Genomic DNA, 14,448 nt, shown 5'->3' with positions numbered 1-14,448 from the left:
TTTGCACGGGCCATGCTTTTTTTGGGGCACATAAACCGGCGGGTGTATAAAGGAGGGCTCTTTTGTAAAAACTATGCTGAAGACTGCTGGTGAAACCTGGTATGGATGGTGATGCGTGTGCAGGCAGTATGGGATATGTTAAGCGATCAAAAGATCTGGAACCTGCTGGGTGATGTGCAGCGTCCCCTGGATGAAGATATAATCCGGCTTATGTTTATAGAAATTTTCAGCCGGGTTAAGGTTCTGGAAGAGGAAAATCTGGCCCTGCGCGTTCTGCTGATGGAGCAGGGCCTGGTGGACGAGGAGCTATACGCCATTACCCGCCGGGCGGTTAGGGAATTCCTTAAAGAAAAAGACGATGAGCGGGCCAGGGAGAGTGAGTTTTTCGCCCGGTCGGGGATTCCCTTTCCCGAGTGGGTTAACTTTAAACTCCGGGGAACATTCAGCGATAGCAGTAACAGCAGTGAAGGGCTATAAAAGCAGGGTTTTTGCCCCTGGAAGGAGAACTAGAATTTTCAAGGATCCGGATATATCCGGACCATATTTTTAAAGGCGGAAAGGGAAAATGGAAATTAACACGCGGCACAACATCTGCAGCATTGGTTCGGACATGGTTTCCGTGGAGAGGATCAGGCAGGCAGTAGGTAAATTCGGAGAACGTTTTTTATCCAGGGTCTATACCGGCGGGGAGCGCCAGTATTGTATGGCCCGCCGGGATCCCTACCCCTGTTATGCGGCGCGGTTTGCCGCCAAGGAAGCGGTATTAAAGGCCCTGGGTACGGGTTTAACCGGGGGCTGCAGCTGGCGGAATGTGGAAGTAGTAAGCAGTAAGCGGGGTGTTCCCGGCGTAAAGCTTCACGGCCGGGCTGCCCTGCTGGCCCGGGAGCAGGGGATTAAAACGTTCCTGCTCACCCTTTCCCACGATGATGCGTATGCAATTGCTCTGGTCGTGGCCCTTGGTGATTAACTGACTGGAAAGGGGTGTTTCCCATGCGGGTGGTTACCGGGGGGCAGATGCGCGATCTGGACCGCGCGGCGATGGAAGAATACGGCATACCCGGACTGGTGCTGATGGAAAATGCCGGGCTGGCGGTAGTACAGGTCGTCCGGCAGTTGCTGGGGGATGTGGCGGGCAAGAGGGTGGCCGTTTTTGCCGGCAAGGGTAATAACGGCGGGGACGGGCTGGTGGTGGCCCGTCACCTGTTTAATGCCGGGGCGGAGGTAAAGGTTTTGCTCCTGGCCCGGCCGGAGGAAATCACCGGTGATGCAGCAGTAAATTTAGCTATCTGGCAGAAGATGGGCCAGCCGGTGTATCCCGTGGTTAGGGGGGAAGATTTAAATGCGGTGCGCCTGTTTCTGGTAGGTGCCCACGCGGTGGTGGATGCCATCTTTGGTACCGGGTTTAAGGGGGCGGCCCGGGAACCGGCCGCGGGGGTGATCGATGCCATCAATGCCAGCGGCAAGCCGGTGGTGGCCGTGGACATACCTTCCGGCGTGGAAGCCGATACCGGGCAGGTCCACGGTCCCTGTGTGCGGGCCACCCATACCGTGACCTTTGCCCTGCCCAAGCTGGGGCTGGTGCAGGAACCCGGGCGCAGTCACGTTGGGGAACTGCATGTGGCCGATATTTCCATACCCTCATTTTTGCTGGAAAACGGTGCTCCCGGCCGCTACCTGGTTACCGAAAAAATGGTGCGGGACTGGCTGCCTCCGCGGCCTGCCTGGGCCCATAAAGGGTCCTGCGGCCGGGTGCTGGTGGTGGCCGGTTCCCGGGGCATGACCGGCGCTGCCTGCCTGGCAGCCCTGGGTGCCGCCCGGGCCGGGGCGGGGCTGGTGACCCTGGCCGTACCTGCGGAACTGCAGGATGTGGTGGCGGTAAAGCTAACGGAAATAATGACCGTCGGGCTGCCGGGTACCGGGGAAGGGACGCTGGCCCGCAGCGCCCGGAACGAAATCCTGGATCTGGTGGAAAAAGCCGACGTGCTGGCCATTGGACCCGGTCTCTCCCGGCACCTGGAAACAGTGGCCCTGATCCGGGAGCTGTTACCGGCGGTAAGGGTGCCCTGCGTTATTGACGCCGACGGCCTGAACGCTCTGGCCGGTGATGTTCAGATCTTGAGCCGTATTTCTGCGCCTGCAATAATTACACCTCACGAGGGAGAAATGGCCCGCCTGTTGGGATGTCCTCCCGGTGAGATCAGTTCGCGGCGCCTGAAAGTGGCGGAAGAAGCAGCGGGAAATTGGGGAGTGGTAACCCTGCTGAAGGGAGCTGCCACACTGATTGCCTGCCCCGGCGGCACAACCTATATCAATCCCACCGGTAATCCGGGCCTGGCCACTGGAGGCAGCGGTGATGTACTCACAGGGGTGATTGCCGGGCTCCTGGCGCAGGGGATGGATGCGCCGCGGGCCGCGGCTGCAGGGGCATACCTGCACGGCCTGGCCGGCGACATGGCTGCCCGGGAAAAGGGCATGCGTGGCTTCCTGGCAGGTGATATTCTGGAACTGCTGCCTGAAGCCATGGCCAGGGTGGAGTGTACCTGTGCCTAGCCGGCACTTCTGCCGGCGGTGCGAGGCCGGGAAGGCTCTTTCTTAATTTCTTCCTGCTCAGAGATTAAACATATAAAAATATCAACCAGATGAGGGTCGAACATTTTCCCGGCCTCCTGTTTTAAAACCAGGCATGCCTCCCGGGGAGTTCTGGCCGGTTTGTAGGGGCGGTCCGTGGTCATGGCATCAAAGCTGTCGGCAATGCGCAGGATCCGTGCCAGGAGAGGTATCTCTTCCCCGGCCAGGCCGTCGGGGTAGCCGGTACCGTCGTAATTTTCGTGATGGTGGCGGATAAGCGGGACGACAGCCGAGAACAGGGTCAGGGGGTGCACAATATTTCCGCCCCATACGGGGTGATTTTTAACAATTTCCCATTCCTGTTTGTCCAGCTTGCCGGGTTTGTTAAGTATTTCCGGTGGAATTTCAATTTTCCCTATATCGTGCAGGTAAGCGCCGCACTGGAGCAGCGTGACCAGATCCCGGGGAAGTCCCATCCTTTCCGCCAGGGCAACGGCATAACCGGCCACCCGTTCCGAATGCCAGTAAGTGTATCGGTCCCGGGCGTTGATGACGGTGAGGAGGGTTTTCAGGGAGCTGAAAAGCTCCTTCTCATTGCGGCAAAAGGCGCGCAGTTCATCCACCACGGAGAAATAAATATGATTTCCCCGTCCGTACTTGGCCCGGTAAAGGGCTTTATCCGCCATCCGGACCAGTTCCTCTGCGGTTGTACCGTTTTCGGGGAAAGAGGCGATGCCCGAGGAGATGGTCAACCCTCCCCCCGGCATGTTTTCGGCACCTTCAAAGGGGTAGCCGGCGATTTCACGCTTGATCTGCTCGTCCAGCTCACGGGCTGCCTCCCGGTCCGCCCCGGGCATGACCACCACGAATTCTTCGCCACCGTAACGGGCTGCAAAAGAAGGTTCCTTCACCAGGCGGGCCAGTATGTTGCCGATGGTGGCCAGTACCCGGTCACCTTTCTGATGGCCGAAGACATCATTATAAAATTTAAAGTAGTCTATGTCCATCATGATCAGGCTTAAAGGCCTGTTCTTTTCTGCTGCTTCTGCCAGGTGACGGCGCAGTTCTTCCTGGAAGTACCGGTGGTTGTAAAGCCCGGTCAGGCCGTCGGTGTTGGCCAGGTGGAGCAGGTGGTTTCTGGTCTCGGTTTCTATATCTGTCAGCCCGCCGATAAACCAGCCTGCCAGGACGATTACACCGGTAAAGACCAGATCCATCCGGAAGTCCCGGGGTGAAAAATGACTCAGGAAGGGGAGCAGGTCGCTGATCAGCACCACGCAGCCGGAAAATGCTGCCACGGCCATCCCAACCCTCTTGCCCCAGGTAGAGGCGGCGATGATTACCGGGATAAGGAGCAGAAATTTGGTTTTCGGAAAGGCTGCGGCCAGGGAGAGGGTAAGGGGGAGCAGAAGAGATATTATTATTACTTCATTAATATGAAAGTGATGGCTATTAATAATCTTAAATTTTTGATAATCAAATTTACTGATTATATATATAACAATAATTAATGAAAATGTAATTAATAATGCTAACCAATAATAAAAATAATTTTTATAAATTTCCCACGGTGTAAAACCGTATAATGCAGGTAATGAAAGTAATGTGAGTAAAATACACAGTATTTGTGTACATACAATATGTTCCTTTATATTTTCTGTTCTTTTTTCTTTCCATGTGCTCATAAAGGTTGCCTCTAGAGAAAAGTTTTTTAGGAGAGGAAACCTCTCCTAAATTAAGATAAAGTTATTTTTTTAGAAGACGAGGTAATTCTGGTTGGTAAAGCCATGATACGCAAGCAGGTTTAATGCTTATGGTAGCAACAAAAAGTAACACACTAAAAAATGTAGATAAAGCACTAATATATAACCTCTTCATTTTGCTGGATCACCTCCCCGTTCAGATGAACTTCAACAACCTGTCTATTCCGGCTATAAAGCTGTGGCCGGTACGGGTTAAGGAAAAAACCTGCCACAGCATGCCCGCTTCAGCGGCCAGGATGGGAGCTATTGCTTCCTGGTTGAGAAATGGCAAAAGAAGGAGCTGGATTATAACAACAACCACCACTGCTGCCAGGGAGAGCCGGCGGAAACGACGGCGCTCCTGCGGCGAGGTGATGGGCTTGGCCGGGGAGTCCACGGGGGCCAGCCGCAGGACATTGGCAAGAGCCACAACCCCGCCGGCCAGGATTACCGGGGCCAGCAGAGGACGTGGAAAGACCTCGGCCAGATTGGTTGCCAGCGCTCCAATCAAGGGGACGGTCACCATACTTAACACGGTGCACCGGGCGGGCGAGGAGCAGTGGGCACCGCCGGAAAAGGAGCGCAGGAATGCGCTGGTGAAAAGAGCAGTCAGGGCTGCCGGCAGGCAACCCGCCAGCCAGGCCACCACTGATATGCCCAGCAGGGAGATAAGGGTCTGAAAGATAAGCAGGAGGCTGTAGGCCGCGATTTCTTCCTGCTCTTCCGTAAGCTCCAGGGTTTTGCGCAGGTAACCGGCCAGTTCCCGGGAAAGGCTGTAACGAACCATATAGGTCATCACCTGGACACTTGTTCATATTTCCGCCGGTTGAAGTAATTTTTCACCAGGGCCAGCAGTAATAAAGCAACTTCATAAGGGAGGCTGAAAAGACCCCTGAGCAGGGGGCTATTAACTACCTGTTCATATGAAAAGTTATACATAGTTATTAATGGTCTAATACTTACCAATTCAGTAGTAAATATGACAAAAAAAACAAATTATGACAGCAAGAAATGACCTGCTAAACCTGGCTCCCGTAAACAACCTGGTGTATATGGCCAGGGAAATGGCCAGAATGACCGTATGCATGCCAAAGGCGATGGGCAGCAGGCGCACCAGGTTGGTGACCGTCTGCAGAAGGGCCACCGCCGCAATTTTTCTCCACTCCAGCGGCAGGCCCAGGAGGGCGAAAACGGCCATGGTCATGACAATGCTTTCCGGCAGGTCCTGAACGGGCAGGGCCAGCAGGGCTTCGGTTAATGTTTCACCAAACATAATTGTATTCTCCGGGTAGGATTAGCCAGTTTCGTACTTTCTTCTCCATAAAAGAAGAAAATCCTTCCTCCTGATGCATAAAGAAACAAAATATTCCTCATTGTTCCTTCGACATAAAGTTACAAAGTTTTGAGGGGTAAGCCTTGGAATGAAGCCGGCTTACCCCCGGTGTTTTCGGGTTACTCCATGTCTGCGACCGCTCCCAGAACGGCTGCAGAAACCATGGGGTTATTTTGTAATTTTAAAAGATCGGCCGGTTTGCCGCAAACCACCAGGCCGTAGTAGCGGATACCATTTTTCTGCAGATAATCGGCCGTACGCCCGAGCAGCTGGGAAGAATAGCTGGGAATCTTGCTTAGACGCTGCAATTCGGCCGGAAATTTTTCTTCAGTAAACCTGAACTCCGCGCCTTCCCCGTCCGGGAACCCACCCAGGGGCAGGCCCACCAGCCGGTGGGCCAGGCTGTATGCCGCAGAGGGGTTTTTCCTGCCCGCCTTCTCAATTTCCTCACTGCTGTAGGCGGAAATGGCGCCCCAGAGCGGCTCCACCCCCCTGGGAAGCAGGGCGAACATCTCCTTCCTGGTCAGCAGGCGGTTAAAGGACAGGGCCATTTCTACCGTTTTACCGGCGGGTATGTCTTTCAGGCGGTCAAACTGGCGGGGAAGCTGGTCGTGGGTTACCGCCGGATGGAAAAACCTAAGCCGCGGGACTGCGCCGGGCAGCAGGTATTCCCGGCCGCCCACCTGCAGTACGGTGTGGTCGGGCTCCCAGAACATTTCCCCGCCCCAAACCTGGTATTCCACCCTGGTGGTGCCTACGTAAACGGGGCGGTTGCCCACCATCCGGACCAGGTAGTATTCCCTTTGCTGCCCCAGCCAGCCCACATCCTGCCAGGAGCCGCGGATGGCGATGGTATTGGGTGTGCTGTACCGGACCAGGTCGGGGTAATAACTGTCGATGCGGTTTCCCTGTACGTTCAGGAGGTGCCTGGTCCATATGAACAGGAGCGCGAAACTTACTCCCATCACTCCCAGGGCAATCAGTATCGTGCGCAGGGCACTGTGCCACCGCACCCGGCGCAAAAAGCGCCGCTCATCCCATAAAGATTGTTCTTCCGTATTCCCGGCCGGTGCTCCTGAAGTTTCACTTTCTTTTTCGCTCATGTTAAAATTTTTTTCGGTCATGATCAGCCCTCCCAGAGCTTGATGAATTCCTCTTTGAACTTTTGCCTGGCCCGGAAAAGCCTTACCTTGACGGTTCCGGGCTTTATTTTCAGGACGGAGGCTATTTCCTGCGTGCTCAGGCCCAGGTTGTACTTCAGCGCCAGCAGGGTACGTTCCGGGGGGCTCAAGCGGTTCAGCGCAGCCGCCACCGCCTCCCGGGTCTCCCCGGCGAGCGCGTCTTCCTCCGGTCCCCGTGTTCCGTCCGCAAGCTCTGCCGCAGGAAAATTGACCAGCACCACCCCTTTGGGGGAGCGGCGCAGCCAGTCAATGTACTTGTGGCGGGCGACGGTTAAAAGCCAGGCTTTTAGTTTTCCCGGCCGCACCCCGTCCAGGTGGAGGTAGGCCGCCACCAGCGTCTCCTGGGTCAGATCCTCGACATCTTCCCGGGAAAGTCCCAGGCCGCTGTAGTAGCGGAAAATTAAGCGGTACAATTCCTGCCACAAGGGGCCCCTCTCCTTCAGGAATTGTTTTGCCGGCCGGCCCGATGGCATCCGGCACGGGGTTTTAGTGAAAAAGAATTCTTTTTCGCCTATAAAGACGGTGGACAACCAGGAAAGGTTACAAAAAAACGCACCCCCTGCTATATCACAGGGGGGGTCCTGGTTTTCTCCGTCGGGGTCCAAAGGTGCCTTATATTGTGCCGGTCGGGCGTTGCGTGCTCATCAACTCTCCTCCCGAAACTCCAGCGCCGCGTCGCCTGCCGGAATGCGGGCCAGCACGCAGGGGTGGGTGATTACCTGGGCTACCACGCTACCGGGTGGCGGGCCGGCAACCCGGTAATGCACCGTTATTTTACCCCGGCCATCATCGTGGATGCCGGTAATCTCCACCCTGTAGCCGGCGGTAGGTTTTTCTCCGGCCGCAATGAAAATGTAGCGCCACTGCCCGGAAGTCAGCGAGCCCGTGAAAGGCCGCCGGCTGTTCTCCATCGCCCACTTTTTAACTTCTCCGGGGATGGTGATGGCATCCTGAGCGCCCCATGGATTCCCGGCATCTCCGTCAACCAGTACCTTATAGGGCATGGCCGACCCGTAAGGGCGTGTGTTTACGTAAAAAGGTGATTTCATTTTCTCCAGGAGTTTTTGCGCCTTGTCAGCCACGTCGCCCCGGGGATACTCGCGAATGATCCTTTCCAGATAAGCGGCGTCCCCGGTGTAGGCGCCCAGGACCAGCAGGGCCTCGTCGGCCATGGAGTTATCCGGATATTCATTAAGGAACTGCCGGTAGATGGAGATTATTTTTTGTCTCACTTCCGAGGGGGTAAAGGCAAACCAGGCATCCTGGCCCCACTGGTCCAGGCCGATGTAACATAAACCCAGGGAGTAAAGCGCCTTTGCCTTCAGTTCCGGCCCGGAGGCGGGGTGGCTGTAAACCTGCCGGAAAAACGGCAGGCTGTGGTTGTAGTTGATCATTTCCCGGGCAAAGGCCGCCATTTCCGCCGGCGCCCGGCCTGAGGCGGTGGCGTTGATATAACCGAGCCAGTTGTACCACTGTCGCTCCCCCGCCCAGAGGTGGTTGTAGTAGAGGAGCTGGTCGTGGTAGATGGCCGCCGCCAGGTCGTACAGGCGGGCGGGATCCCGGGTTTTTTCCCACTGTTCTTTGCGACCGGCCAGCTCTTTCACCCTGGCCAGTTGCTTCTCCACGGCGCCCCAGAAATCGTATGGGGAGGCGGCGGTTGTATATGGTAAGAGTTCCTGGCTGGCCGGTTTCCCCTCCTCTTTATATTTTCTTAGCATTTCTTCCAGTGCACCGGCTGCCTGCCGGTAGTCGTCCCGCCGGATTTGCTTGACGCCCAGGGAATAGGAGGTCATCAGGCGTAAAGCCGGATCCAGGTCCTGCAAAGGCAGTTCCCTTAACTGCTCATAAGTCATTCGCACATCCAGGACATAGACCAGACGGCCGGAAGCGTGGTAACGCATATCCCCGTCGGGCAAGGTGCGGGCTTTTTGTAACATGTTCAGGGCCTCGGCCCAGCGCCCCTCTATTTCGTAACAGCGGGCCAGGCGGTAGGCGGCGTCGTCAGCGGCCGGGTGGCGGGAGAATTCCTGCAAAAATTTTTCCCACCCGGGGATCTCCCGCTCTGGATCGTATTGTTCATCGCCGTAAGAATACACTCCCCAGTCCTTTTGATATTTTTCCCGGCGCGCCAGCTCAAAGTAAGGTTCGCCCCGTACTTCTTCGTAGGCCTTAATACCCCGCGCCAGGTAGCTTTGCGGGTACTTTTCGACTGCCTCTTTCAGGAACTGCCAGTCCAGCCGGCTAAAACCCGCATCGTCGTTTCCAACTGGCCAAGCAGCCATTCCGTTTTTGTCCGTATCTTCCACGAATTTATTCAGGGCCTCCTTTACCCCCAGTTGATAGAGGGTGTAAAGGCACTGCTGGCGGATGGAGGGCAGGGAGTCCGTTTCGGCCGTTTTCCACAGCCACTGAACGACTGCATCCCTGGCGGTGCCTTTTAACGACCAGCGGGCGGCGTTGCCGGCTTCCTGTATAAAGCCTGCTTTTTCCTTTTCCGAGGCAAGGCTATGATAAACTTCGTCGACGGCAGCCAGCGCCTTTTCCCCGTCCATTTTATACAGGTTGAAAAGCTGCCGGGAACGGGCGGCGGCATCCCGTTCCTTTTCCTGCGCCTGTTGCGAAGGGGTTTTCCGGGTTCCCGCTTCCTGCCCGCAGCCGGCCGCACCGGTTACCAGCGCCGCTCCCAGGAGCAGGCAGGCGGCAATGTATTTACAGGTTTTCTTAACGTCCACTCCGGTCATCTCCCATCTTGATATTTTTTGGTTAATTAAATATCATTTTCATTTAATGGTTCCGGATTAAGAAAGCATCAGGCTATTGAATTCTTAATTGTTTAAGTCTTTCAGGGCCTGCCGGGGCTTATCCCAGCCGGGCAGGTAGAGCAGGGCCTTCTGGAAATAATCGGCAGCTCTTTGTTTCTGTCCCAGCCTGGCGTAGACCTCACCCGCTTCATAACAGGCCACGGCCACCATGCGGGGGGAGAGATGGGCGCCTATAAAACCCGGCGTTTCGTAGTCCTTTCCGGTGTTTGCTTGCGGGCGGGGGAGGTTTTTTTCACCCGCGGTGACGATTTCCCGGTAGGTGAAAGCAGCCTCCTTGTAGCTTCCCAGGCCGGCTAAAGCCCGTGCTTTAACCAGTTGGAAGCCGTACATGGAAGGGGGATTTTCCTTATTTGCTGCTATTCCCTTTTCGGCTGCTTCCAGGGCCTGCCGGTATTCTCCCACCTTGACCAGGGCGTCCGCCAGGTAGTACCAGTAAAAGCTGGCCTGCGGGTGTTCCCGCACCTTCTCCCGGTAGTAATCAACCACCACCGGGAAATAGGCGGGGTATACATCTTCAGCGGGGATTAAGTTTTTCCCATCCCAGCGCAGCACATCTACGGCCATGGCATCACCGGTGTCCTTGACCCAGACGGCCAGTTCCTGCCGGCCGTCCTTACGTTTTGCACCGGCCAGATCCTTCACTTCCAGGCGGTGGTAACCCGTGCCGGCAATTTTTTTCAGGTTCCCATCCTGCCAGGCCAGAATGTCCAGGCCGTTGCCCGCCGAGGCGCCAATGGCCCAGCCGATGAGCAATTCATCCCGGCCGTCACCGGTAATGTCGGCCAGCTGCAGCCGTTCCAAACTATATCCGCCTTCTTCCTGCCATAACTTTGCCCACCCGCCACTTTTTTCTTCCAGCACCAGCACCCCCGCACTGCCCTGGCTCGTACGGTAACCGGCAATAATTTCCGGCCGACCGTCATGGTTTAAGTCTCCGGTTTCCACCAGTTTCCGGGTGCTCTGGTCCACGGTTCCCGCCGGTTCCGGGGCTAAAAGGTGCGCGCCGGTGGGTAAAAAGGTCTGCACAATCTTAAGCAGGTCATTTTGATTTTCCGCCTTCTTTTCAGCGGCAGTGCCGGCGCCCGCTCCCGGGGGCTTGATCAATGCCGCGGGGGTAGGGAAGTGGGTGCAGGCACTGAGGAATAGACATCCCGCAATAAAAAGGGGCACAATTTTCTTGCGCATGGTCACCATCCCTTTATGTTTAGTGTTTTGTCATCCCCTGTATATCTGGACTGATTGAGCCTGCAATAAGTTCCCCAAAAGAAAAAAGCCCCTGGTATAATCCCCCGGCGGGGACCAGATGGCGTTATCATATAAAATACCGTTTAAGAGAAAAAATTAGTGTAAATAACGCCCCGATTTTGGTCTGGCAATGGTATCAAAATTTTTAATTGCTGTCTTAGCTCTTCTCCCTGCAAATTGTTTCACTTTAAGATTGCAGCTCCGCCAGCCCCTGCGCCAGGGTCCTGGGTTTAAAACCGAAATATTTTTCTACAGCCTCCGGGTCGGTAATATTGTCCAGCTCCATTTGCTTTAACTCCACGGAAGTTACCGGCGGATCGGGCAGCAGGCGTTCCATAACCGGGACCACAAGGCGCATCAGGGCCAGAGGGACGGGTAGTTTGATCCGCCGCCGGCCCCGGCTGGCCAGCCAGGTATCCAGCATCTGGCCGTAGGTCAGGTGCTCCGGCCCCCCGATTTCGTAAGTTTGTCCTGTGGAAGCCGGGTTGTTCAGGGCGAGGACGACGCAGCGGGCCAGATCTTCGGCGGCCAGGGGTTGAAAGCGGGAGGATGCGGCGGGGACCGGAGCAAAGGGTGGAGGGCTCATCCTTAAGGACTGGTCCATGCGGTCGAAAAAGCCGAAACCCCGGCCGTAGAGCACTGAAGGACGGAAGATGGTCCAGGCCAGGCTGCTCCGGCGCACGGCTTCTTCACCCAGCCACTTGGAATAGGCATAGCGGTAGGCCGGGTCCTGGCGTACACCCAGGGCGCTCATGTGGACGAAACGCCGGCATCCGGCCCTTGCGGCGGCGACAACCATGTTGCGCGTGCCCCGGACATTGACGCTCTCAAAGGTAACCGGCCCCTTTTCCCGGATTACCGCCACCAGATGGACCACTGCCCCGGCGCCGCGGCAGGCCTCATCCAGGGAAGAGGGGTCGGTAACATCCCCGGTATAAAACTCAACCTCGTTACCCAGCAGGGAACGGGCTTTTTCCCTGTTCCGCACCAGGCAGCGCACCCGGTAACCCGCCTGCACCAGTGCCGGGACAATGTGCCGGCCCACCAGACCGGTAGCTCCGGTAACCAGAATCATGTGTTTCCACCTCCATTATCGATTTTCCGGCTCCTCCAGCCCGCATTCCCGGCTGTAAGCGAGGTGACAGAGGATGATCTTTTCCCGGGATGTGTCCAGGGTGGAAAATAAGCGGGGATATTGGAAGAACCATTCGGCAGGCACCTTAACTTTTAGTCCCCCCGCGGCAGCCGGTTGGGCAAAAAGCTCCTCCCGCCACAATACAGCCGGGATGACGTCGATTAACCGCTCCCGGGGCGGCCACAGGCTTACCAGGGGGGATGGGTCGAAGCGTACCTCCCGGGGCGAATGGCCGAACAGGGTACAGGCGCGGAATATTTCTTCCAGGTTGGTGGGCAGGTGTTTATTTTGCACGTATTCCTCTTCCAGGATGGTTTCCAGGAAGCCCGGGGTAACGGGCAAAGGTTGCGCGAGTTCCGGGGGAGAGTGAAGCACCAGCACCCCGGGTCCAGGGCTGCCGCTGTTCCTGCTCTCCAGACGTGTCGGGTCGGTATCCGTGCGCCAGAGGGGGTAACTGTGCCGCAGCAGAATGGTGGGGCCGGTACTCCCCGTATGCACGACATCGCATGGAGGAGGCCCGGCGGGATCAATATCTCCACCGGTTATTAACAACCAGGGGCCGGGTTTTTCCCCCAGGGACATTATTTCTCTTTCCAGCCTTTCCCGGTCTTCGTGGGTGAACAGGGAATGATAAAGGAAAACCGGGCACCCGGGCAGGGCCGATTTGAGCTGGCGGGCGATTTGCCTTGCCTTTCGGGCAGACGGGGCATGGACCACCTGTCTGAAGCCCAGGCGGTAGTATTCCCGGATCAGCTCCGGCTGTTTGTCCCGGCAGCGTATCAGCTCAAAGAGAGGCCCGTTGTGCCCGGAAACGTGATCATCCACCACATAACCCGCACCCTCCAGGTATTTTTTTAATGCCGGGGCCATTACCGTATCAAGAATTAGATGGGGGACCTTCATTTTCCGCAGCAGGGCCAGGGCGTCCAGGGCGTAAGGAAAGGCCGGGCTTGCCGGCTCGGGCAGCCCGTCGATAACTACCACCGCCTGCATCAGGTTGCCCAGGATGTAATCGGCCTGCCGTAATCCATGGACCAGGGAAAAAACCAGGTGATCCAGGGTGGCCACCGTTACCGGGCAGGCAAAAATGCTTTCCCTGGAATTGCTGGCCGTACCGTTGAAACGGCTGGTTTCCGGGGGCAGCCCCCAGGAGTGGGGGTCGTTCCCGTAATAACTCGCGGCGTGAACCAGGGCCACCTGTTCCGCGCCAAAGAAACGGGCCAGCCGGCGGCGGGTGAAGCCGGAGGCGATCTGTCCCGGGCAGATCCAGACCAGTTTTTCCCGGCATCTTTCCCGCCCCAGGGAAGCGGCCCGGGCCAGGGCCAGCGTCAGCCTCCCGGAGCCGGGAGGTGCCAGGAGCAGCAAAAACCCATCGCCAGATGCAGCACCGGCTGTTTTAACCGCCGCTACAGGAGCTGGCCGGTTAAAGGCCGGGCGGTTGTCAGCCGGCCCGGGGTGACGGGGTTGTGAATTCCCGTCCTGTGTATTAACTTCGCTCCCTAATATTGATCCGCAAACCGTGCCGCCGGCCAGGCGGGCCCGGTGAAATGCCCGGCTGGACTGGCTGTCGCAGTATTTTAAAAGGGTAATGGCGAAGCAATACAGGGCTTTGGTTCGCGCGGCGTTTCCCCACAGTTCAACCCCCTGCTGCAGCCGGGCCACTTCCTCCTGCAGTTTTTCCCTTAAACCGGCTCCGGTAATCCAGGCGGGGGGGCGGAAAACCGGCCGGGCGGAAAGGGGAAAGATGTCCTTGAAGTAACGGTTATACAGGTCCCGGTAGTTTTGCAGGTAGTCTTTTATCTGTTCGGTCAGGTAGTTTACCCGGGGAAGCAGTTCGAAGCTGGAATAAAGGTGGTTGAAAGGCTGGGTGTGGTGGGTAAGCACCAGGATCCTGACCAGGAGATTGTATTCCGGCGGCAGATCCGTTTCCACCAGGGGCAGGCTGAAGAAGGTATGGGAAAGCTCCCGGCTCAGTTCCTCTTTCATCAGCCGTTCTTGAAATTCCCGGGTGGCCTTGCCGATATCATGCAGAAACAGGGCGCAAAAAAGGATCTGGCAAAAATGGGTAAATGGTAGCTCCTGCTCGTTCATCAACCTCTGCACCGCCGGGCGGTGCTCCCGCAGGTAACGGGACAGAACAATCAGGGCGTCTTCCGTGTGGCCGGCGAGGGTTTGATATACTTCCATGCCCGCGCGTTTTTTGGCCAGGAGGGGGAAAGGCATGAGCAACACCTTGACTTAAATTTTTAATTTCATCTTACTCGATAAAGGAGAAGAAAAACAAGGTTGATACGCCGGTTTCGTGGAACAAATAATTCTGAAGAAATTACCCCGCCATGATTGTTTCCGGGAAGGAATTGAGGAACGAAAAACCGAAAAACTAAGTCCGGGCATGCGGAAGAAGAAAACAAATCTCACTCCG

At 56.5% G+C, this 14,448-nt stretch carries 13 protein-coding genes; 3 read left to right on the top strand and 10 right to left on the bottom strand.

Annotated features, from left to right (window positions below; genetic code table 11):
* Nucleotides 1-111: 111 nt before the first annotated feature.
* The 3 genes from BUB44_RS01565 (at nt 112) to BUB44_RS01555 (ending at nt 2,550) form a co-directional block, all read left to right on the top strand.
* Nucleotides 112-477 carry a hypothetical protein gene (locus tag BUB44_RS01565; protein WP_073162716.1) on the top strand — a complete coding sequence of 122 codons (366 nt, stop codon included), beginning with the start codon at nt 112-114 and terminating at the stop codon, nt 475-477.
* Between the two features lie 88 nt (nt 478-565).
* The gene (acpS, locus tag BUB44_RS01560; protein WP_073162647.1) at nt 566-967 is read left to right on the top strand and encodes a holo-ACP synthase; all 402 of its coding nucleotides are present in this window, start codon (nt 566-568) and stop codon (nt 965-967) included.
* A gap of 23 nt (nt 968-990) precedes the next feature.
* A complete protein-coding gene (locus tag BUB44_RS01555) occupies nt 991-2,550 on the top strand; it encodes a bifunctional ADP-dependent NAD(P)H-hydrate dehydratase/NAD(P)H-hydrate epimerase (protein WP_073162645.1) in 1,560 nt (519 codons plus the stop codon).
* Here the strand turns inward: BUB44_RS01555 and BUB44_RS01550 are convergent.
* The 10 genes from BUB44_RS01550 to BUB44_RS01505 form a co-directional block, all read right to left on the bottom strand.
* Entirely contained in the window at nt 2,547-3,872 is a 1,326-nt protein-coding gene (locus BUB44_RS01550) for a bifunctional diguanylate cyclase/phosphohydrolase (protein WP_165610986.1), read from the bottom strand. The genes BUB44_RS01555 and BUB44_RS01550 overlap by 4 nt on opposite strands.
* Nucleotides 3,873-4,314: 442 nt before the next feature.
* The gene (locus BUB44_RS01545) at nt 4,315-4,446 is read right to left on the bottom strand and encodes a cyclic lactone autoinducer peptide (RefSeq protein WP_083543029.1); all 132 of its coding nucleotides are present in this window, start codon (nt 4,444-4,446) and stop codon (nt 4,315-4,317) included.
* Between the two features lie 21 nt (nt 4,447-4,467).
* A complete protein-coding gene (locus BUB44_RS01540) occupies nt 4,468-5,097 on the bottom strand; it encodes an accessory gene regulator ArgB-like protein (protein ID WP_073162643.1) in 630 nt (209 codons plus the stop codon).
* 180 nt (nt 5,098-5,277) lie between these two features.
* On the bottom strand, nt 5,278-5,583 hold the full coding sequence (locus tag BUB44_RS01535) for a hypothetical protein (RefSeq protein ID WP_073162641.1): 306 nt from the start codon (nt 5,581-5,583) through the stop codon (nt 5,278-5,280).
* Between the two features lie 179 nt (nt 5,584-5,762).
* Nucleotides 5,763-6,767, bottom strand: a complete 1,005-nt coding sequence (locus tag BUB44_RS01530; RefSeq protein WP_051617729.1) for an anti sigma factor C-terminal domain-containing protein — start codon at nt 6,765-6,767, stop codon at nt 5,763-5,765.
* Between the two features lie 2 nt (nt 6,768-6,769).
* Nucleotides 6,770-7,249 carry an RNA polymerase sigma factor gene (locus BUB44_RS01525; protein ID WP_027355641.1) on the bottom strand — a complete coding sequence of 160 codons (480 nt, stop codon included), beginning with the start codon at nt 7,247-7,249 and terminating at the stop codon, nt 6,770-6,772.
* Nucleotides 7,250-7,468: 219 nt separating this feature from the next.
* Nucleotides 7,469-9,556: a protease complex subunit PrcB family protein gene (locus BUB44_RS01520; RefSeq protein WP_242655792.1), complete on the bottom strand. Its 2,088-nt coding sequence runs from the start codon at nt 9,554-9,556 to the stop codon at nt 7,469-7,471.
* Between the two features lie 93 nt (nt 9,557-9,649).
* Nucleotides 9,650-10,831 (bottom strand): tetratricopeptide repeat protein, encoded by a 1,182-nt coding sequence (locus BUB44_RS01515; RefSeq protein ID WP_157832944.1) that lies wholly within the window; start codon nt 10,829-10,831, stop codon nt 9,650-9,652.
* A 247-nt stretch (nt 10,832-11,078) separates the two neighbouring features.
* Nucleotides 11,079-11,966, bottom strand: a complete 888-nt coding sequence (locus BUB44_RS01510) for an SDR family oxidoreductase (protein WP_073162639.1) — start codon at nt 11,964-11,966, stop codon at nt 11,079-11,081.
* A 15-nt stretch (nt 11,967-11,981) separates the two neighbouring features.
* Entirely contained in the window at nt 11,982-14,249 is a 2,268-nt protein-coding gene (locus BUB44_RS01505) for a CRISPR-associated endonuclease Cas3'' (protein WP_073162637.1), read from the bottom strand.
* Between the last annotated feature and the right edge of the window lie 199 nt (nt 14,250-14,448).

The sequence above is a fragment of the Desulfofundulus australicus DSM 11792 genome (genome assembly GCF_900129285.1).
Classification (GTDB): Bacteria; Bacillota; Desulfotomaculia; order Desulfotomaculales; family Desulfovirgulaceae; genus Desulfofundulus; species Desulfofundulus australicus.
The sequence above is the reverse complement of the archived record's forward strand: the minus strand, read 5'-3'. Positions and strand labels throughout refer to the sequence as shown.

Bases quoted from the DNA above. Each gene is read 5' to 3' on its own strand.
- BUB44_RS01530 (WP_051617729.1), bottom strand. From the start codon at position 6,767: ATGACCGAAAAAAATTTTAACATGAGCGAAAAAGAAAGTGAAACTTCA.
- acpS (WP_073162647.1), top strand. From the start codon at position 566: ATGGAAATTAACACGCGGCACAACATCTGCAGCATTGGTTCGGACATG.
- BUB44_RS01540 (WP_073162643.1), bottom strand. From the start codon at position 5,097: ATGGTTCGTTACAGCCTTTCCCGGGAACTGGCCGGTTACCTGCGCAAA.
- BUB44_RS01565 (WP_073162716.1), top strand. From the start codon at position 112: ATGCGTGTGCAGGCAGTATGGGATATGTTAAGCGATCAAAAGATCTGG.
- BUB44_RS01535 (WP_073162641.1), bottom strand. From the start codon at position 5,583: ATGTTTGGTGAAACATTAACCGAAGCCCTGCTGGCCCTGCCCGTTCAG.
- BUB44_RS01515 (WP_157832944.1), bottom strand. From the start codon at position 10,831: ATGCGCAAGAAAATTGTGCCCCTTTTTATTGCGGGATGTCTATTCCTC.
- BUB44_RS01545 (WP_083543029.1), bottom strand. From the start codon at position 4,446: ATGAAGAGGTTATATATTAGTGCTTTATCTACATTTTTTAGTGTGTTA.
- BUB44_RS01505 (WP_073162637.1), bottom strand. From the start codon at position 14,249: ATGCCTTTCCCCCTCCTGGCCAAAAAACGCGCGGGCATGGAAGTATAT.
- BUB44_RS01510 (WP_073162639.1), bottom strand. From the start codon at position 11,966: ATGATTCTGGTTACCGGAGCTACCGGTCTGGTGGGCCGGCACATTGTC.
- BUB44_RS01550 (WP_165610986.1), bottom strand. From the start codon at position 3,872: ATGGCCGTGGCAGCATTTTCCGGCTGCGTGGTGCTGATCAGCGACCTG.
- BUB44_RS01555 (WP_073162645.1), top strand. From the start codon at position 991: ATGCGGGTGGTTACCGGGGGGCAGATGCGCGATCTGGACCGCGCGGCG.